17 protein-coding genes are annotated in these 18362 nt (G+C 62.4%); 6 read left to right on the forward strand and 11 right to left on the reverse strand.

Features of this window, described 5'->3' with window-relative positions; genetic code table 11:
• The gene (locus ACYUME_RS00385; RefSeq protein ID WP_279884466.1) at positions 1–1755 is read right to left on the reverse strand and encodes a cation:proton antiporter; all 1755 of its coding nucleotides are present in this window, start codon (positions 1753–1755) and stop codon (positions 1–3) included.
• Between the two features lie 325 nt (positions 1756–2080).
• Here ACYUME_RS00385 and ACYUME_RS00390 point away from each other — a divergent pair, with 325 nt between their 5' ends.
• On the forward strand, positions 2081–2566 hold the full coding sequence (locus ACYUME_RS00390; RefSeq protein WP_279884469.1) for an acyl-CoA thioesterase: 486 nt from the start codon (positions 2081–2083) through the stop codon (positions 2564–2566).
• On the opposite strand, the gene pdxY is transcribed toward ACYUME_RS00390, so the two are convergent.
• Entirely contained in the window at positions 2563–3435 is an 873-nt protein-coding gene (pdxY, locus tag ACYUME_RS00395) for a pyridoxal kinase PdxY (RefSeq protein WP_460417680.1), read from the reverse strand. The genes ACYUME_RS00390 and pdxY overlap by 4 nt on opposite strands.
• A gap of 120 nt (positions 3436–3555) precedes the next feature.
• On the opposite strand from pdxY, the gene ACYUME_RS00400 reads away from it, so the two are divergent.
• A complete protein-coding gene (locus tag ACYUME_RS00400) occupies positions 3556–3948 on the forward strand; it encodes a DUF3301 domain-containing protein (protein ID WP_279808233.1) in 393 nt (130 codons plus the stop codon).
• Here the strand turns inward: ACYUME_RS00400 and ACYUME_RS00405 are convergent, their stop codons facing one another.
• From ACYUME_RS00405 to zigA, 3 genes are all read right to left on the reverse strand, one after another.
• The gene (locus ACYUME_RS00405) at positions 3949–4923 is read right to left on the reverse strand and encodes a CobW family GTP-binding protein (RefSeq protein WP_460417682.1); all 975 of its coding nucleotides are present in this window, start codon (positions 4921–4923) and stop codon (positions 3949–3951) included. It lies immediately after the preceding gene.
• Between the two features lie 62 nt (positions 4924–4985).
• Complete coding sequence (locus ACYUME_RS00410; protein ID WP_460417684.1) at positions 4986–5603, reverse strand: DUF1826 domain-containing protein; 618 nt, start codon at positions 5601–5603, stop codon at positions 4986–4988.
• On the reverse strand, positions 5600–6808 hold the full coding sequence (zigA, locus tag ACYUME_RS00415) for a zinc metallochaperone GTPase ZigA (RefSeq protein WP_460417685.1): 1209 nt from the start codon (positions 6806–6808) through the stop codon (positions 5600–5602). Before zigA ends, ACYUME_RS00410 begins: the two co-directional genes overlap by 4 nt.
• A gap of 110 nt (positions 6809–6918) precedes the next feature.
• Between zigA and ACYUME_RS00420 the strand changes: the two genes are divergently transcribed.
• Positions 6919–7296: a glutamine synthetase gene (locus tag ACYUME_RS00420; protein WP_279884483.1), complete on the forward strand. Its 378-nt coding sequence runs from the start codon at positions 6919–6921 to the stop codon at positions 7294–7296.
• A 22-nt stretch (positions 7297–7318) separates the two neighbouring features.
• Entirely contained in the window at positions 7319–8200 is an 882-nt protein-coding gene (folE2, locus tag ACYUME_RS00425) for a GTP cyclohydrolase FolE2 (protein WP_279884485.1), read from the forward strand.
• A gap of 21 nt (positions 8201–8221) precedes the next feature.
• On the opposite strand, the gene ACYUME_RS00430 is transcribed toward folE2, so the two are convergent.
• Positions 8222–8749, reverse strand: coding sequence for a DUF3617 domain-containing protein (locus ACYUME_RS00430; RefSeq protein WP_279884487.1), 528 nt, complete (start codon positions 8747–8749; stop codon positions 8222–8224).
• A gap of 129 nt (positions 8750–8878) precedes the next feature.
• Between ACYUME_RS00430 and cls the strand changes: the two genes are divergently transcribed.
• Positions 8879–10318 carry a cardiolipin synthase gene (gene cls / locus ACYUME_RS00435; protein ID WP_279884489.1) on the forward strand — a complete coding sequence of 480 codons (1440 nt, stop codon included), beginning with the start codon at positions 8879–8881 and terminating at the stop codon, positions 10316–10318.
• Between the two features lie 44 nt (positions 10319–10362).
• Here the strand turns inward: cls and cfaB are convergent, their stop codons facing one another.
• Positions 10363–11547, reverse strand: coding sequence for a C17 cyclopropane fatty acid synthase CfaB (cfaB, locus tag ACYUME_RS00440; protein WP_460417688.1), 1185 nt, complete (start codon positions 11545–11547; stop codon positions 10363–10365).
• Between the two features lie 213 nt (positions 11548–11760).
• On the opposite strand from cfaB, the gene lpdA reads away from it, so the two are divergent.
• Positions 11761–13161 (forward strand): dihydrolipoyl dehydrogenase, encoded by a 1401-nt coding sequence (lpdA, locus tag ACYUME_RS00445; protein ID WP_460417690.1) that lies wholly within the window; start codon positions 11761–11763, stop codon positions 13159–13161.
• A 336-nt stretch (positions 13162–13497) separates the two neighbouring features.
• On the opposite strand, the gene hcnC is transcribed toward lpdA, so the two are convergent.
• The 4 genes from hcnC to ACYUME_RS00465 all read right to left on the reverse strand — a co-directional run bounded on the left by hcnC (position 13498) and on the right by ACYUME_RS00465 (position 17986).
• Positions 13498–14748: a cyanide-forming glycine dehydrogenase subunit HcnC gene (hcnC, locus tag ACYUME_RS00450; RefSeq protein WP_279882398.1), complete on the reverse strand. Its 1251-nt coding sequence runs from the start codon at positions 14746–14748 to the stop codon at positions 13498–13500.
• Between the two features lie 2 nt (positions 14749–14750).
• Positions 14751–16145: a cyanide-forming glycine dehydrogenase subunit HcnB gene (gene hcnB, locus ACYUME_RS00455; protein ID WP_460417692.1), complete on the reverse strand. Its 1395-nt coding sequence runs from the start codon at positions 16143–16145 to the stop codon at positions 14751–14753.
• The gene (gene hcnA / locus ACYUME_RS00460) at positions 16142–16456 is read right to left on the reverse strand and encodes a cyanide-forming glycine dehydrogenase subunit HcnA (protein WP_279882402.1); all 315 of its coding nucleotides are present in this window, start codon (positions 16454–16456) and stop codon (positions 16142–16144) included. Before hcnA ends, hcnB begins: the two co-directional genes overlap by 4 nt.
• 189 nt (positions 16457–16645) lie before the next feature.
• A complete protein-coding gene (locus ACYUME_RS00465; protein WP_460417694.1) occupies positions 16646–17986 on the reverse strand; it encodes a hemolysin family protein in 1341 nt (446 codons plus the stop codon).
• Positions 17987–18362: the final 376 nt, after the last annotated feature.

The raw sequence follows: 18362 nt of genomic DNA on the forward strand, positions 1-18362 counted from the left end.
CTAATGATCGCGATTGTTCTCCAGCGTCTCCAGCAAGGCCACCTGCATGCGCGTATGCACGCGGATGAGCCAGCGCCACAACAACGCCACCACCACCGCCGCCACCACCGCGATGATCAGCAACAGCTCGCTGGTCGGCAGGATGCTCGCCGACAAGGCCGAGAGCAGCAGGAAGATCACCAGCAACGACAGCAGCGGGATCACCTCGGCAATCACCCGCCGCACGCGCTGGGTATGCCGCCCGGCCATTTCCGCCTTGACCCCCATCTCCGCCAGCAGCATCGACAGTGCCTTGAGCTTGCGATAGGCCGCAATCAGGAAGGGCAGCGACAGCAATAGCGCCGCGCCCCAGATCAGCGCCTTCTGCTGGCCGACATCGCCCACCCACTCGCTGAGCCAGGAGCCGATGCGCCCGGCGAAGTAGCCTCCGCTGAAGAAGATCGCGATCACCAATGCCAGGTTGACCCCGACCTGCAGCAGGATGCGCCGGATCATCGCCGCCAGCATGGCACCTTCGCCCTGCGGCTGAATGCTGCGCAACCACTCGCCATACAACGACAACACCCGCGCCAGGCGGCTCGGCACCACCTTGCCCAGCTTGATCGACAGCGGGTCGGCGGCGCGAATCAGGTACGGCGTCAGCAAGGTGGTGATGGCCGATACGGCCACCGCCACCGGGTAGAGGAAGTCACTGGTGACCTGCAGGGTCATGCCCAGGGCAGCGATGATGAAAGAGAATTCGCCGATCTGCGAAAGCCCCATGCCCACGCGCAGCGAGGTACGCCCATCGTTCCCGGCAATGAACGCCCCCATGCCACAGGACAGCATCTTGCCCAGCACCACCGCCACGGTGATGACCACGATCGGCCAGGCATACTCGACGAGGATCTTAGGATCGATCATCAAGCCGATGGCGACGAAGAAAATCGCGCTGAACAGGTCGCGAACCGGCTCGATCAGGCGCTCGATCTTAAGCAACTGCCGCGACTCGGCCATGATCGCGCCGATCAGGAAGGCGCCGAGCACCATGCTGTACTCGAGCTTGACCACCAGCAGGCAGAAGCCGAAACACAGGCCCAGCACGGTGATCAGCAGCATCTCGTTGCTTTCGAATTTCGCCACGTAGGCCAGCAGCCGAGGCACCAGCAGGATGCCAATGACCAGCGCGACGATCATGAACAGCGACAGCTTGCCCACGGTGGAAAACACCTCGCCGGAACTCACCGAGCCGCTGACGGCGATCCCCGACAGCAGCGCGATGATGCCGATGCCGAGGATGTCCTCGACGATCAGCACGCCGAAGATCAGCTGGGCGAAACGCTCGTTCTTCATCTTCAGGTCGTTGAGCGCCTTGACGATGATGGTGGTCGAGGAGATCGCCAGGATCGCCCCGAGGAACAGCGAATCCATGGTGTTCCAGCCGAACCAGCGACCGATCTCGAAACCGATCCAGATCATCAGGACGATTTCCAGGAACGCGGCGATGAAGGCCGTGGCGCCGACCTTGAACAACTTGCGCAGGCTGAACTCCAGGCCCAGGCAGAACATCAGGAAGATCACCCCAAGTTCGGCCAGGGTCTTGATGGTGTCTTCGTCGTGGATCAGGCCGAACGGCGGCGTGTGCGGGCCGATGATGAAGCCGGCGACGATATAGCCCAGTACCACTGGCTGCTTGAAACGGTGAAAGAGAATGGTGACCACCCCGGCGACCAGCATGATCACCGCCAGATCCTGGATGAAACTGATGGCATGCATGGCGTGATACTCCTTGTTTTCAATGCACGGGGCGGACCGTTCCTCTGCCGGAAAACCCTGACCGAGGTGCGGGCACATACTGTCTTGGTAAACGGAAAAGCCCACGTTGCATGGGCGCCGTCAGGTTAACATCGCGTCTTGCCACATTTTGCCAATGCAATATGCAGAAACAGATCGGCAGATTCGACACCGCCGATGGCAAGATTGGCGTGACGATGGAGCGTCAGCCGACGTCCCGTACCAGGATGGGAAACCTCAAAGAGGGGAAACAGAAGTGTCTGCAGATACCCGCCCCGAATCCGTGCAAATTCACCGTGAGCTCTCTATGGAACCTGGAAACGCCCAGCTGACCATGACCGTCCTGATGACACCGGACATGGCCAATTTCTCTGGCAACGTACACGGCGGCACCCTGCTCAAGTACCTCGACGAAGTCGCCTATGCCTGCGCCAGCCGCTATGCCGGCAGCTACGTGGTCACCCTGTCGGTGGACCAGGTGATCTTCCGCGAACCGGTGCATGTCGGCGAACTGGTGACCTTCCTGGCCTCGGTCAACTACACCGGCAATACCTCGATGGAGGTGGGCATCAAGGTGGTCACCGAGAACATCCGCGAGCGCTCGGTGCGCCACTCCAACAGCTGCTTCTTCACCATGGTCGCGGTGGACGATGACCGTCGCCCGGTGAAGGTGCCGCCGCGCCAGCCGCAGAGCAGCGAGGAGAAACGCCGCTTCCTGCAGGGGCAGCAGCGCCGCCAGATCCGCCAGGAGCTGGAGCAGCGCTACCAGAACCTCAAGACCGACGCCATTTAGTACAGCAGGCGCTGCGCCTCGAAGCGTACGCGTGGATGGGCGATGCGATCCTGGGCCCGCACCAGTTGCAGTTCATAGCTGGCGCAGGCCTGGGTCTCCAGCAGCACCTCATGCACCGCGGCAGCGGTGAACTCGAAGGCCTGCAGCCAGCTGTCGCCCAGCAGCACGCGGGCGAGGAACAGCCCCGACGTCAGGTCACCCACGCCCACCGGCTGACGCGGGAAGGCCAGCAAGGGCCGGCGCAGATGCCAGCTGCCCTCGCGGGTCACCAGCAGCATCTCGAACGCGTCATCGGCTCGCCCGGGATAGTTCAGGTGCTTGACCAACACCACCTGCGGGCCACGCTCCAGCAGCCCGCGCGCCATGCCCACGCAATCCTCCAGGGACTGCGCGCGACGACCGCAGAAGCTGTCCAGTTCCAGCTGGTTGGGACACAGGATGTCAGCCTTGGCGGCGGCCTGTTCGAGCAGGAACTCACTGACTTCGGCCGGCACGATGCAGCCTTTCTCGGCATGGCCCATGACCGGGTCGCACAGGTACAGGGCCTTGGGATTGACCGCCTTGATCCGCTCGACGCCGGCAAGAATGGCCCGCCCCTGTTCGGCACTGCCCAGGTAGCCCGACAGCACCGCATCGCAGTGACCCAGCTCGCCGATGTTGGAAATGCCTTCCACCAACGCAGGAATTTGCGCTGGGGCAAGCACTTCCCCGGCCCACTGGCCATACTGAGTGTGGTTGGAGAACTGCACAGTGTTCAGCGGCCAGACATTGACCCCGACCCTCTGCATCGGAAACACCGCAGCGCTGTTGCCAGCGTGTCCGAAGACCACATGGGACTGAATGGCGAGCAGGTGTGGCGTACGTTTCATGCTGGGCGATTCCGAAACTGTGTGAAGAAGTGTGCGGCCCGCAGTATGAACCCGATTGCCATCTGTACGACAGGCCAGAGACGCAGTTAAGCTGGATCTACCTGTCTGGAGCTTACGTAGATGCTGACCCTGGAAAACCTTTTCGTCCTGATGCTGGTGGCGACCGCCGGCGCCTGGCTGTGGCACAACCACGGGCTGCGCGAAAAGGCCCTGGCGCGGGTCAAGCAGCATTGCGCCAAGCTCGACCTGGAACTGCTCGACGATGCCGTGGCGCTCAAGCGCATCGCCTTCGTGCGTGACGCCAATGGCCGCAAACGCCTGGCCCGCATCTACAACTTCGAGTTCACCGTCACCGGCGAGCAGCGCCACCCCGGCACGGTCACGCAGTTCGGCGCGCACACCATGCAGATCGAGCTGGCCCCCTATCCGTTCGAGATCAAGACCCCGCCGCGCAGCGACAACGTCATCGAAATGCAGCAATGGCGCCAGGAACATAACCGCTGGCGCAATTGATCACCCGCTGACGAGACAATTCGCAACCGCCGCCTGCAGGGCAGACAATAGCTGCGGCCGATCGAAGATCAGCTCGATGCGTGAATCCTTGCGCCAATCACTGGGGCGCCATGCCAATGCCCCGCCTTCGAGGCCGTTGAACGACTGCCACGCATCCAGGCTGTGGATAACACCCTTGGCCCGACGCCACGGCCATCGCTCAAGCAATGCATGCAGACGCTCCACGTCGAAACGCTGGCTCGGATGCCAACGCCAGCCAATGCTCCAACCGCCCTCGCCCTGCTGGAACAGGCAAATCGGCTGACGCGGGTCTGTCCACAGCGCCGGGGGAGCGATCGGCGTGCTATCCACAGGTGACTCGGCTGCCCTGGCAGCGTTTGCCAGCGTACCTGAAGACCTTGGAAGATCGGCGAGAGCCAAGGCCCCCTGCTCCGCCCAGGCCACCGGCACATCCGCTAACGATGAAGTTATCAACAGCCGTTTTTTTTCATCCACAGCACGCGACTTGTTCAACACCAGCAATCCCGCCTGTTCCATGGCCTGCTGCTGCGCTGCAGGCACAAGCTCTCCGCGGGCCAGGGCCGCGCAATCGAGGACCATCAGCAACGGCTGCACCGCCAGCACACCGGTCCAAGGCGCCTGGCCCAATTGCTCCAGCAATTGCAGCGGGTGACCGAGCCCGGAGGGCTCGATGAACAAGCGGTCCGGGCGCGCCTTGCGCAGCAGGCGACCGAGACCTACCCGAAATGGCGCGCCATTGACGCAACACAGGCAACCACCCGCCACTTCGCCAATGGCAATGCCCGTCTCGTCACGGTGGAGCATGGCGGCGTCGATGCCGATCTGGCCGAATTCGTTGACCAGCACGGCCCAGCGTTCATCGGTCGGACGTTGGCTGAGCAGATGACGGATCAGGCTGGTCTTGCCAGCGCCGAGTGGACCGGCGATCACATGGGTGGGGATGTTCTGCAGCATGGCTCAGCGTCAGCATGGATTCATGGCAGTCTATACCGGTCTGATCATGGGGCAAGCGTGGATCAGGCCAACCAGTCCAGACTCAGCAGCAATCGCCGTTCACCCGCTGGCGTCGAAGGCGAGCGATGCACCAACCCCGCGCCTTCGTTGCCCAACCACCTCTCACCCTTGAGCAACGCCACATCACCCGCCACCAGCCGACGAAGGTTATCCACAGACGGCTGATCGTGCTGCAACCTCGAACGATCGATCGCCCCCTCCTCCAGCCATTCACTGCCGGCACCGGCGTAGGTGCTGAGCAAGCGCAACGGCACATGATCCACATGCATGCGCGGACACATCGCCCCCTCCAGCACGCGCAGGCGCACACCGATCCGCCGGGCGCCCAGCAGGCAGGTATACGCCGCCACCAGCCAGCGCACATCGGCGACGAAACCCTCGTAACCGTGTAGATCAGCGGTTTCCCTGAGCAAATCCACAAGCACCGGTGGCTGGCGCTCATCCACCTCGATCACCCGCTCATCGGACAGCGTCTGGCCAAGGCTGAGCACCAGGCCGGCGAAGTCCTCCACCTGGGCGGGCAAGCGGCGCTGCCACACTGCCAGATTGACGCCGTCCTGGAGAATGTCAGTCATCACCTGGGGCGATGTACCGAAGACCTGGCGGATATCCACAGTCATGCCGCGACGTCCTCATGCCAGGCCCCGAATGGATCGGGCAGCCGCAACCAGCCCATCGGCCCGAGCTCCATTTCTTCGTCATCCAGCAGGCAGGCCTCGAGTTCTGTGGATAACTGTGCAAAATCGATGTTCTGCCCAATAAAGACCAGCTCCTGCCGGCAGTCACCACTTTCCACCGACCAGTGCTCGAGGATCGCTGCGGTGCTTTCTTCATCCTGGGGCCATTGCTCGCGGGGCACGAAACGCCACCAGCGCCCCGCCAGCCCATGGCGCATCATGCCGCCGGCCTGGGACCAGCTACCGGCCTCGCGAAACTTGCTGGCCAGCCAGAAGAAACCTTTGGAGCGCAGCAGCCGGCCATTGCTCCAGGGCTTGTGGACAAAGTCGAAGAAACGCTGCGGATGGAACGGCCGACGCGCCTGCCAGGTGGTGGCGGCAATGCCGTACTCTTCGGTTTCCGGCACATGCTCGCCCCGCAGCTCCTGCAACCAGCCCGGCGCCTGGGCGGCCTGGTCGAAATCGAACAGACCGGTATCGAGTATGCGCGACAGCGCCACCTGGCCCATGACCATCGGCACGATCTGTGCCCGAGCATTGAGACTGCGCAGGATGGCGATCAACTCTTCGCGTTGGTGCTGGCTGATCAGGTCGATCTTGCTCAACAGCAGCACATCGGCGAACTCGACCTGTTCGATCAGCAGGTCGCTGATCGAGCGCTCGTCTGCTTCGCCCAAGGTCTCACCACGGCTGGCAAGACTGTCGGCAGCCTGGTAGTCGCGCAGGAAGTTCAAGCCATCGACCACGGTGACCATGGTATCCAGACGCGCCATGTCGGACAGGCTGCGGCCCTGTTCATCGCGGAACGTGAATGTCTCGGCGACCGGCAGCGGCTCGGAGATCCCGGTGGACTCGATCAACAGGTAATCGAAGCGGCCCTCGCCAGCCAGTCGCGCCACCTCTTCCAGCAGGTCCTCACGCAGCGTGCAGCAGATGCAGCCGTTGCTCATCTCCACCAGTTTTTCTTCCGCGCGATTGAGGCTGACATTGCGCTGAACCTCACTGGCATCGATATTGATTTCACTCATGTCGTTGACGATCACGGCGACGCGCAGGTTGTCGCGGTTGCGCAGGACATGGTTGAGCAGCGTGCTCTTGCCGGCGCCGAGAAAGCCGGACAGCACAGTGACAGGAAGGCGGTTGGACATGACAGACCTCATCGGGCAGGCGCATTCGAAACGATGCATTGCGCAATGTTATATTATAACAATACAATTTCGCCAAGCCGTGTTGACCGAACGGTTGTCTGGAGAGCCACATGAAAGTCACTGCCTGGGTTGCGCTGCTGTTGTTCGTGCTGCCCTCACAGCTGTTCGCCATGCCGCGTACCGACCTTGCGCTATGCACACGCAGTGCGACCTTGCTGGCGTGCCAGGACAGCAAGGGCAACTACTACAGCGTGCGTACCGAGGGCAGCACCTTCTACCTGCGCGGGTTTGAAGTGGCGAGCAAGCGCCTGTGGGCACAAACCAACAGCCGCTATGGATCGCTGATGTTCTTCACCGGCCTGGCCAGTGACGGTGAAGCCTGGGTCGGCTACAGCCGGCGCATTGGCTGGACCACCCTCAACCGCGTCTCCAGTTCCAGCGGTCAGCGTTTCGATCTGCATTGCAGCCTGGTCGGCGGTTGCCGCTGACCATCATTCCAGGATTCCAGCCATGACCAGCCTCACCCTCCCCGACATCGCCGCACAAGACAGCCAGCAGGCCCTGCCGCTGGATTGGGTCGGCATGTGCGGCATTGCCCTGCCGCTGCATATCGACGGCCGCAGCCTGAGCGCACACGCCGATGCTGGCGTGAGTCTGGACGATGGCGCAGCTCGGGGAATACACATGTCTCGGCTGTACCTGGCGCTGGAGGCGTTGGAACAGCAGGCACTGAGCCCACAGCTGATTCGCCGGACACTCGAACGCTTTCTCGCCAGCCATGAAGGGCTCTCGGACGCGGCCTACCTGCGCTTGTCGTTCGGCTATCTGCTCAAGCGTCCGGCCCTGGTCAGCCCGCTCGCAGGCTGGAAAAGCTACCCAGTGAGCATCGACGCACAGCTGAAAAAGCAAATGTTCCACGTGGAACTATCCGTGGATATTCCTTATTCCTCGACCTGCCCCTGCTCCGCAGCATTGGCTCGCCAGCTGATCCAGGAGCGCTTCGATCAGAACTTTGCTGGCCAGACAGTCGAGCGGGAAAGGGTTCGCCAATGGCTGGGCAGCAGCGACGGCATCGTCGCCACACCCCATAGCCAACGGAGCATGGCCAAGCTCAAGGTCAGGCTGGAAGGCAGCGAGATCCAGCTGACCGAGTTGATCGACATTGCCGAGCAGGCGTTGGGGACGGCGGTCCAGACAGCGGTCAAGCGTGCCGACGAACAGGCCTTTGCCTTGGCCAATGGGCAGAATCTGATGTTCTGCGAGGATGCCGCCAGGCGCCTGCATGGGGCGTTACGGCAGCTAGAGGGCGTGGGCGGATTCAGCGTGCGCGTGGAACACGCAGAAAGCCTGCACGCCCACGACGCGGTGGCGGTCAGTCGGCATCGCTGGTAGATCTTGCCAACCGGAACAGGCTCAGGTACGCGGCTTCACTGTTCCGCAATCGGCCCCCAACCAGACCGCCCGAGTGTCCATGGCGCCTTGCTGCTGGACACCCGACGCATTGAACGTGCCATTGACCTTGGTCAGAAACTCGCGGTCGCTGAGGAAAGTCGCCTGACCTTGTCCCTGCGCCTTCGGGCAGCTGAACTGGAACTTCCAGACATTGCCGTTGCGCTCGGTGATCTTCTGCGTACAGCCCGACTGCGGATCCTGCAAGGGAATGTCATTGGTCTTGACCTGTTCCGGAGTCAGGCACGAGCGCACACCCTTGCCACCCACCGTGATGCCCTGCTTGGCCAGAGCGCCCTCCATCATCGCCCGTTGCTCGGGTGGCAGGTTCTTCAACTGGCCAAGCATGAATGCCATGTCTGGCAGCGGCTTGCCGTCGACCTGCATATTGCTGGTGGTCAGTTCCCATAAGCCAGGTTGCAGCATCTGCGCGTGAACCAGCGGACTGCCCAGCCCCAGGACCAGGGCGAGCAATGGCAGACGAATCTTCATGGATGAAAGCTCCTCGAAATACCGGCTCCGGCCGGACTGAGCCTTTAGACGGCAAAATCGCCTGCAGGTTGCAGGCGACCCCTTGAACGTGGTCTGTTAGCGGCAGTGCTATTGGCAAGCAGGATGCGTATGGATTACCACAGCCCCTACTTCTTCGGTTACTTGCTCGGCGTCATTCATTTGCTCGGTTTCATCGCCGCCCTGCATGCGGTGTTCACCGTGCGTACCGCCCAAGGCGCGATTGCCTGGGCGATGTCGCTGTTGTTCATTCCTTACCTCACCCTCATCCCATACCTGGTGTTCGGCGCCCGCTCCTTCTATGCCTACATCCAGGCCAGGCGCCAGGCCAACCAGGAGATGCACGTGGCCATGGCCAACCTGAACTGGCGCCCCTGGGTCGAGGAGGCGCTCACGGCGCGGGAGTCGGACAGCTATGCCGCCCTGCGCGCCATGCCCAAGCTGGGGCGCATGCCATGCCTGGCCAACAACGAGGTGAAGCTGCTGATCGACGGCGAAGCCACGTTCGAAGCGATCTTCGCGGCCATCCGCGCGGCACGGGATACCGTGCTGGTGCAGTTCTTCATCATTCACGACGACGCCCTGGGCAAAGAGCTGCAACAACTGCTGCTGCACAAGGCCGCCGAAGGGGTACGTATTTTCGTGCTCTACGACCGGGTCGGCAGCCATGCCCTGCCTGCCAGCTACAGCCAGGTGCTGCGTGACGGTGGCGTGCAGATCGAAGCCTTCGCCACACGACGTGGCTGGTTCAACCGCTTCCAGGTCAACTTCCGCAACCACCGCAAGATCGTGGTGGTCGATGGCGTGCAAGGCTTTCTCGGAGGCCACAACGTAGGCGACGAATACCTGGGTGCTCACCCCCGGCTCTCGCCCTGGCGCGATACTCATGTCCAGATCAGCGGCCCGGTGCTGGCCTGCCTGCAGGAATCCTTCGCCGAGGACTGGTACTGGGCCACGCGCCAGCTGCCACCGCTGATCCTGCCCGATGCCTACCCCGAAGACGGTGTGCTGTGTCAGGCCCTGGCCAGCGGCCCGGCCGATCCCCAGGAAACCTGTGCGCTGTTCTTCCTCGAAGCGATCCACTCGGCCACCCGCCGGGTGTGGATCACCAGCCCCTACTTCATTCCCGACGAAGCCATCTTCGCGGCCTTGCGCCTGGCGGTACTGCGCGGTGTCGACGTGCGCATCCTGATCCCTTCGCGACCCGACCATCGCATCGTCTATGCCGCCTCCAGCCTGTTCGCCTTCGAGGCGGTTCGGGCGGGAGTGCGCATGTTCCGCTACCAGCCTGGTTTCCTGCATCAGAAGGTGGTGCTGGTGGACGACGAGGTCAGCGCCATCGGCAGTGCCAATCTCGACAACCGATCGTTCCGGCTGAACTTCGAGATCACCTTGCTCACGGTGGATCGCGCCTTCGCCGATCAGGTCGAGCAGATGCTGGAAAATGATTTCGCCCAGGCCAGGGAGATCACCGCGGAAGACAGCCGCGACACCCATCGCCTGCAGCAACTGGGGATGCGCATTGCGCGCTTGATCTCGCCTATCCTGTGAACGCGCCGGCGTGCCCAGGCAGGGCAGGCACGCCGGGCTGAAGGTCAGCGATAGAGGTCCTCACGGGTCCATGGCAGGTCGTGATGACCATCGGCGTAAGGCTTCGCCGCGAGAATCTGGTGCAGGTTGATCCAGCCCTTGGAGAAGGCGTAGGCGCAACCGGCCAGGTACAGGCGCCAGATACGCAAGGTCTTCTCCGGCACCAGCGCGGCGGCGCGGTGCAACTGGTTCTCCAGGTTCTCGCTCCAGTGGTTGAGCGTCTTGGCGTAGTGCAGGCGCAGGCTCTCGATATCCACCACCTCCAGGCCCGCTTCGCAGATCCGCGCGGTGATCATCGAGATATGCGGCAGCTCGCCATGGGGGAAGACATAGCGGTCGATGAAATCGCCCGCGCCACGCCCCACCGGGCGGCCATCGACATGCTTGGCGGTGATGCCATGGTTCATTACCAGGCCGCCTTCGCGCACCGCGGCGAACAGTCTCTGGCAATACAGCTCCAGGTTGGCATGGCCAACGTGTTCGAACATGCCGACGCTCACCACCTTGTCGAAACGACCGTCCTGGGGCAGGTCGCGATAGTCGAGAATCTGCAGGTCGACCTTGTCGGCCAGCCCCTCGTCCTTGACCCGTTGCCTGCCCAGCTTCAGCTGCTCTTTGCTCAGGGTGATACCGAACACCTTCGCGCCGTACTCACGAGCAGCGAAGCGCGCCAGCCCGCCCCAACCGCAGCCGACATCCAGCAGATAATCACCGGCCTGCAGGCGCAGCTTGCGGCACAGATGGTCGAACTTGTCCTGCTGGGCCTGGGCCAGCGTGTTGTCCGGTTCCTTGAAGTAGGCGCAGGAGTAGGCCATGTCCGGATCGAGCCACAGTTGGTAGAACTCGTTGGACAGGTCGTAGTGATAGGAAATCGCTTCGGCGTCGGTCGTCTTGTCGTGGGCGGTACGTACCGGCACGCTCTCTTCTTCATCCTTGAGCAGCGCTTCGCTGAGCTCGTCGCAGACCCGGATGACTTCGCCGATATCACCCTCCAGCTCCAGCTTGCCTTCGACGAAGGCCGCGCCCAATTCGTCGAGGTTCGGGTGAGTGAGCTGAGTGATCAGCTGAGGTTCCTTGACCAGGATGGTGACCTGCGGACTCGGTCCCAGATCGAACTGGTTACCGTCCCAGAGCTTGACGCGCAAAGGCAAGTGCAGGCTCTGCAACGCAGGTGGAAGTTGCGCAAGCATTCATGACCCTCCCCTTCATAGATACGGGACGTCACGTCTCAACTTGTCGGACGTCACCGGATCAGGGTAGTTCATCCGTGCGAAGTTTCCGTTAATCGCGACCATAGTCTAGAGCTATCTGATCAGCTTACGGCCAACGGATTGTATACAATTTTCCGCGCCGGGATTAACCTTGTGCCCCTCTCGCTTCCTCACACTCTCGGAGTAAAACCCATGAAATCCTATGACGTGGTGATCATTGGCGGCGGCCCCGGCGGCTACAACGCGGCGATTCGCGCGGGTCAGCTGGGCCTGAGCGTGGCCTGTGTCGAAGGGCGTGCGACCCTCGGCGGTACCTGCCTCAATGTAGGCTGCATGCCCTCCAAGGCATTGCTACATGCTTCCGAACTGTACGAGGCGGCCAGTGGAGAAGAATTCGCCCACCTGGGCATCGAGGTCAAACCGACCTTGAACCTGGCCCAGATGATGAAGCAGAAAGATGAAAGCGTGACCGGCCTGACCAAGGGCATCGAGTACCTGTTCCGCAAGAACAAGGTCGACTGGATCAAGGGTTGGGGGCGCCTGGACGGTGTCGGCAAGGTGATCGTCAAGGCCGAGGACGGCAGCGAAACCACCCTGCAGGCCAAGGACATCGTCATCGCCACCGGCTCAGAGCCCACGCCGCTGCCCGGCGTGACCATCGACAACCAGCGCATCATCGATTCCACTGGCGCCCTGTCGCTGCCCCAGGTGCCCAAGCACCTGATCGTGATCGGCGCCGGGGTGATCGGCCTGGAGCTGGGTTCGGTGTGGCGCCGCCTGGGCGCCGAAGTGACGGTGATCGAATACCTTGATCGCATCTGCCCTGGCACCGATGAGGAAACCGCCAAGACCTTGCAGAAGGCCCTGGCCAAGCAAGGCATGACCTTCAAGCTCGGCAGCAAGGTGACCCAGGCCACATCCAGCGCCGACGGCGTCAGCCTGACCCTGGAGCCCGCCGCCGGTGGCAACGCCGAAACCCTGCAGGCCGACTACGTGCTGGTGGCCATCGGTCGCCGCCCTTACACCAAGGGCCTGAACCTGGAAAGCGTGGGGCTGGAAACCGACAAGCGCGGCATGCTCGCCAACGACCATCACCGCAGTGCGGTCCCGGGCATCTGGGTGATCGGCGACGTCACCTCTGGCCCGATGCTGGCGCACAAGGCCGAGGACGAAGCGGTATCGTGTATCGAGCGCATCGCGGGCAAGGCCCATGAGGTCAATTACAACCTCATCCCCGGCGTCATCTACACCCGACCGGAACTGGCCAGTGTTGGCAAGACCGAAGAACAGCTCAAGGCCGAAGGCCGTGCCTACAAGGTTGGCAAGTTCCCCTTCACCGCCAACAGCCGGGCCAAGATCAACCATGAGACCGAAGGCTTCGCCAAGGTCATCGCCGACGCCGTCACCGACGAGGTGCTGGGCGTACACCTGGTGGGCCCGAGCGTGAGCGAGATGATCGGCGAATTCTGCGTGGCCATGGAATTCTCGGCCTCGGCCGAGGACATCGCCCTCACCTGCCACCCGCACCCGACCCGCTCCGAGGCCCTGCGCCAGGCGGCGATGAATGTGGATGGGAAAGCGATGCAGATCTGATGCAAAGCCTTGCGTTAAGCTGCTTGCGCAGGTACTACGCCAACCTGTAGGAGCGGCCTTGCCGAGGCGTCGGACCGGTCGGAAAGGGCCGCAAAGCGGCCCCGACGATCTTTGCAACAACGCTGAAATCCCGGGGCTGCTTCGCAGCCCTTTCCGACCGGTCCGACGCCTCGGCAAGGCCGCTCCTACAGAGATCACGCCAGTTGAAAAATCTCAGCAAGACAGTTGCTACCACAAGCCCCTGCTAAATCAATAAGTCATATGCAGTGCCATGAAAGCGAACTTGTCCCGCGATGGCATCGGCAGGCCTGCCGGCAGCTCCCACAAGTGCTCGACCTAGCCGTGGGCCAGTTGTTTATCCACACCCCCACGGAAGCGCGACGCCAGGAATGGTGTGATATCCAACGGCAACGCCTCGTTGTGGACAACCTTGTCCAGCAACACACCGGTAATCGCCGACGTCAGGATCCCGGTGCGGAAATGTCCACAGGCATTGAAATAACCCTGCACATTATCCACAGGCCCGAGAATCGGCAGCTCGTCTGGTGACCCCGGGCGCAGGCCGGCCCAGGTGCGCTTGAGGTTCACCTGCGCCAGCTGCGGCACACAACGAATCGCGCCCTGCACCAGGCCATTGATTTCTGGGAAGGTATTGCTGACATCGAAGCCTTTCTCTTCCGTGGTGCTGCCGATCAGGATCTCGCCGTTGTCCTTCTGCGCCATGTAGCAGTCGCTGGTGGTGATGCAGCCATCGAGCAGCTTGGGCAGGCGCTCAGTCAACACGATCTGGCCTTTCACCGGCTTGACCGGAATGCTCTCCCCGGTCGCCCATTCGCTCAGCTCGGCGGCCCAGGCGCCCGCGGCATTGATCAAAGTGCCGCAGTGAAACTCGCCAGCCTCGGCGGTGCGCACACCCTTGATGCGCGAACCTTCATGCAGCACACCGGTGATGTTCACGTTCGGGTACAGGTCGACGCCGTTCTGCCGCGCCGCCTCCATGTAGGCATCGCCGAGGCGGAACGGGCTGACCTGGTGGTCGCAGAGAAACTCCAGCGCGCCATTGGCCTTGAGCGTCACCGCGGGCTCCGAAGCGCGCAACGCGTCGCGATCGAGCCAGCGTACCTGATCGGCCAGGTGCGGGATCTGCCTGACGATATGCTCGGCGTACAGCTGGTCTTCTTCATCCTGGATGATGTACTTGAGTCCGGTGCGTTCGAACTTGAAGTCCATGCCGTGACGTTCGATCAGTTCCTGGTGCAGCTGTGGATAAATCGCGTTGGACTGCAGGGCGAAGTCGAAGAAGCACTCCGGCAGGATATGCGGCGTGCTCGAATCGACCACCACCGCCGCGCCATTGGCCTCGCGCTTGCCGCGCGAGGACATCATGCGAAAGAAGATCACCCCACAGCCCAGCCCGACCGACTCGCCGATGGCCCACAGGCCGCCGGCCGAGGCGCGGGTGGCGTTGCCCGGACGCTTGCAATCGATCAGGGCGATCTTCAAGTTACCGCGCTTGGACAGTTGGTAGGCACAGGACGCGCCGATGACGCCGCCGCCGGCGATGATGATGTCGTAATGCTTGTTCATGTTCAGGCCTCCGTGCCGAGTTGCTCGAATGCGGAAAATGGGATCGGGTCGACCGGGAAACGCGGACGCAACCAGCCCACGTCCTTGCGCCCGGTGGCATCGCGCAGGCGGTCGCTGCAGTAGCCAACGCACATGCGCCCCTGGCAGTCGCCCATGCTCACCCGGGTGCGCATCTTCAGGCTGGCCATGTCCTCCACGCCCTGCTCCAGGGCCAGGTCGATCTGCTCGCGGGTGACGTGCTCGCAGCGGCAGATCACTGTGTTGGCCTGGGGCAGCTCGATCTGCGCCGCCCCGCGCGCGGTGTAGCGCTCCACCCCGGAGCGGAAGCGCTTGATCGCCGCCAGCTTGCCCAGGTACTGCTCACGGCGCTCGATAGCTTGCTCGGCATCGAGCTTGCCCATCTGTTGCAGCATGGAAACCGCGGCAATGCGTCCGGTGAGCATCGCCGCTTCGCCACCGCGGATGCCCGCCATGTCGCCGGCCAGATGAATGTTCGGCTGGCTGCTCTGCTGCCACACGTTGCACTCGGCACGCAGATAGCCATCCTCGCTGACGCCATGATCCAAGCCCAGCTGCTGGCTGAGCTGGGTACGCGGAATGAAGCCATAGCCCACCGCCAGGGTCTGGACCTGCTCGCGCTGGATGCGGGTCATGTCCGGCTTCCAGTCCTGGGTGTAGGGGGCGACCTGGACCTCCTGCAGTTCGCCCTCCCCCGTGGCGCCTACCACGCCCCAGCCGTAATGCATGGGGATGCCGTTGAGCTTCATGTACGCGAGCATGCTCAGGCCATCGAGCAACAGCTGCGGCTTGTTCATCAACGCCAGGCTTTGCTTGGCGATGCGGTTGAACGAACAGGCCTCGTACACGCCAGCCACCTTGGCGCCGGCCGCGTGCAGCTGGCAGGCGACCAGCGGCAGCAACGGACCGGTACCGGCAATCAAGGTGCTGCCCAGTGGCTTGACCACGCCGCTCTTGATCTGCAACTGCAAGCCACCGAGCAGGATCACGCCCGGCAAGGTCCAGCCGGGAAACGGCACATTGCGCTCGTGGCAGCCAGCGGCCAGCAACAGGTGGGAATAGTCGATCTCGTGCAGTTTCTCCTCGCCATCGAGCACCATCAGACGCTGCTCGTCACCGCCCACCACACGATGCCCGAGGCGCAGGTCGATATGCCTGGCACTGGCACTGAAGTCTTCGTGCAGCTTGTTCAGGGCCTTGCTGTAGCGCGGCCCCAGGTAGCCCAGGTCGACACCGGCGCGCAGCGGGCCACGGTAGACCACGCCACCGGGACGCGAGGCCTCGTCGAACAGCAGGCAGTCCACGCCATGCTCGGCCAGCTCGATGGCCGCGCCCATGCCGGCCGAACCGCCACCGACGATCACGGGACGAAGGCTCATGGCTGGGTCTCCTCTTGCACGCGGTTCACTTCGGTCTCGATGCGCATACCGGGCCTGACCACGGTTTGACAGGCCTTGCGCTTGGGGCGGCCATCGATCTGTACCAGGCAGCAGTGGCATACGCCCATGCCACAGAACGCACCACTGACCTGGCCGTGATCATTGCGCGCCACCAGGCGCAGGCCCACCGCGTTGAGGACGCTGAGCACGGTTTCGCCTGCGGCTGCGAGCACTGGCTGACCGTTGAGTTGGAGGGAGATATCAGGGTGCTGCAAGGGTTGTATGTCGTGGCTACGTTCCATTGTCTGCATGGCATTCTCGTCCTTGGTGATACAGGGACTCGGAAAAGTAAGACAAGCGCAATGCCGCTCTATTGACCCATGTCCTAAAAATGCGCAGGAATTTTCTTAACCAGACAAGTGGCACAAACCCTTCCGAGCCTCGCCGCTCAGGCGCGGCGACAGCGGCTTCCACGGTTTTCGTAGCGAGCTTGAGCAGTATCAGCGCTCATTCCCTTCATCGCGGCCGCTCATGTCATTCCAGTGCAGCGAGCCCTCGTGAGCCTCGATTGGAGTCGCGAGCACCTTGTCGATGCGCTTGCCGTCCATGTCGACCACTTCAAGCATCCAGCCGTCCCACTCCACTCGATCCCCCGTGGCCGGCACATGCCCCAGCAGAAGCATCACCATGCCGGACAGGGTGTGATAACGGCCCTTGTTTTCCTCGGGCATTGCCCTGAATGCCAGGCGGTCTTTCATCTCCGGAATCGGAATTGCACCGTCGAGCAGCCAGGAGCCATCGTGCCTCTGGACGGCCCAGGCATCGTCTTCATTGTCGGGGGTGAATTCGCCGGTTACCGCTTCCAGCAAGTCCTGCAGAGTGACTATGCCTTCCAGTTCGCCGTACTCGTCGATCACGAACGCCATGTGCATGCCATTGACACGAAACTGCTCCAGCAACTCCATCCCGGTAAGGGTTTCAGGAACGAACACACAGGGAGGGAGGTGTTCGGTGAAGTTGGGCTGTTCTCCCTTGGCCAGGCAGGCAAAGGCCTGCTTGACATGAATCAGGCCGAGCAGGTTGTCCAGGCCACCGTCGCAGACCGGAAAGCGGCTGTGCTCGGACTCGAGCATCAGCTGGACGTTCTCTTGTGTCGCCCTGCGAATGTCGACATAGATCAGCTCTGAGCGTGGGATCATCAACGAACCGAGTCGGCGGGCATCCAGGCGGAACACGTTGCGTACCATCTGATGCCGATTCTGTTCGATCACACCCGCTTCGGAACCCTCTTCGAGCATTGCCTGAATTTCTTCCTCGGTGACGCCCGAGTTGTCGACCGCACGCACGCCCATGATGCGCAGGATGGTCTGGGTCGACCACGACAGCACGGCCACGAACGGCCTGGTCAGGAAGGCCAGGCTCACCATCGGCCGTGCGACCAGGCATGCGACGCCCTCGGGATTGATCTGCCCGATGCGCTTGGGCACCAGCTCACCGATCACGATGGATACATAGGTGATCACGATCACCACGACGGCCGTCGCCCCGATGCCGGCCATCGAACTCGGTACGCCCAGGGTTTTCAGCCATTGAGCCAAAGGCTCGGCCAGCACCGCTTCACCAACGATCCCGTTGAGGATACCTATGGAGGTGATACCGATCTGCACGGTGGAGAGAAACTTGGTCGGATCCTCGCCAAGCTTCAAGGCCACCGCGGCTGACGAGTCTCCTTCGGCCACCAGCTTCATCAACCGCGCCTTCCTGGCGGCAACCAGGGCGATCTCCGACATGGCGAACAGACCATTGAGGACGATCAAAAAAGCCAGTAGTAAAAACTCCATTGCGGTTCTCCTGCATGCGCCATCGGCGCAAGCCCCGTGCATGCCCCTGCCGTCGGTGGCCGCCCTCGCGGGGCAGCCCAGACCACGGCGAACCCGAATAGTCGAAACGCGACGAGGAACCCACATCCACCGTCATGCGTGACATGCCGGCTTGGGCATGCTCGCGTGCAGGTAGGCGTAGCATCTCAACGAAGTGGGATGGCGACAGGAAAGCTGGCGTGATGAATCGACTGGTCAGAGGCCGTGTAGAGCGCTCTGCCGGGAAGGGTGATGTGCAGTGTGAGCCTTTCTCGTCAAGGAAGGCCCAACTGGGCGGCTCCGATGAAGTTGCCATGTAGAAATGATGGCGGCTGAGGGAACTCAATGTTAACCACTG

Source organism: Pseudomonas sp. microsymbiont 2, assembly GCF_054788395.1.

What these genes read in the sequence shown, in the direction of transcription:
- hcnA (WP_279882402.1), bottom strand. Translation starts at nt 16,456, where the DNA reads ATGCAGACAATGGAACGTAGCCACGACATACAACCCTTGCAGCACCCT.
- ACYUME_RS00385 (WP_279884466.1), bottom strand. Translation starts at nt 1,755, where the DNA reads ATGCATGCCATCAGTTTCATCCAGGATCTGGCGGTGATCATGCTGGTC.
- ACYUME_RS00390 (WP_279884469.1), top strand. Translation starts at nt 2,081, where the DNA reads ATGGAACCTGGAAACGCCCAGCTGACCATGACCGTCCTGATGACACCG.
- ACYUME_RS00410 (WP_460417684.1), bottom strand. Translation starts at nt 5,603, where the DNA reads ATGACTGTGGATATCCGCCAGGTCTTCGGTACATCGCCCCAGGTGATG.
- hcnC (WP_279882398.1), bottom strand. Translation starts at nt 14,748, where the DNA reads ATGAACAAGCATTACGACATCATCATCGCCGGCGGCGGCGTCATCGGC.
- folE2 (WP_279884485.1), top strand. Translation starts at nt 7,319, where the DNA reads ATGACCAGCCTCACCCTCCCCGACATCGCCGCACAAGACAGCCAGCAG.
- ACYUME_RS00405 (WP_460417682.1), bottom strand. Translation starts at nt 4,923, where the DNA reads ATGCTGCAGAACATCCCCACCCATGTGATCGCCGGTCCACTCGGCGCT.
- ACYUME_RS00430 (WP_279884487.1), bottom strand. Translation starts at nt 8,749, where the DNA reads ATGAAGATTCGTCTGCCATTGCTCGCCCTGGTCCTGGGGCTGGGCAGT.
- lpdA (WP_460417690.1), top strand. Translation starts at nt 11,761, where the DNA reads ATGAAATCCTATGACGTGGTGATCATTGGCGGCGGCCCCGGCGGCTAC.
- cls (WP_279884489.1), top strand. Translation starts at nt 8,879, where the DNA reads ATGGATTACCACAGCCCCTACTTCTTCGGTTACTTGCTCGGCGTCATT.
- pdxY (WP_460417680.1), bottom strand. Translation starts at nt 3,435, where the DNA reads ATGAAACGTACGCCACACCTGCTCGCCATTCAGTCCCATGTGGTCTTC.
- cfaB (WP_460417688.1), bottom strand. Translation starts at nt 11,547, where the DNA reads ATGCTTGCGCAACTTCCACCTGCGTTGCAGAGCCTGCACTTGCCTTTG.
- ACYUME_RS00420 (WP_279884483.1), top strand. Translation starts at nt 6,919, where the DNA reads ATGAAAGTCACTGCCTGGGTTGCGCTGCTGTTGTTCGTGCTGCCCTCA.
- ACYUME_RS00465 (WP_460417694.1), bottom strand. Translation starts at nt 17,986, where the DNA reads ATGGAGTTTTTACTACTGGCTTTTTTGATCGTCCTCAATGGTCTGTTC.
- hcnB (WP_460417692.1), bottom strand. Translation starts at nt 16,145, where the DNA reads ATGAGCCTTCGTCCCGTGATCGTCGGTGGCGGTTCGGCCGGCATGGGC.
- ACYUME_RS00400 (WP_279808233.1), top strand. Translation starts at nt 3,556, where the DNA reads ATGCTGACCCTGGAAAACCTTTTCGTCCTGATGCTGGTGGCGACCGCC.
- zigA (WP_460417685.1), bottom strand. Translation starts at nt 6,808, where the DNA reads ATGTCCAACCGCCTTCCTGTCACTGTGCTGTCCGGCTTTCTCGGCGCC.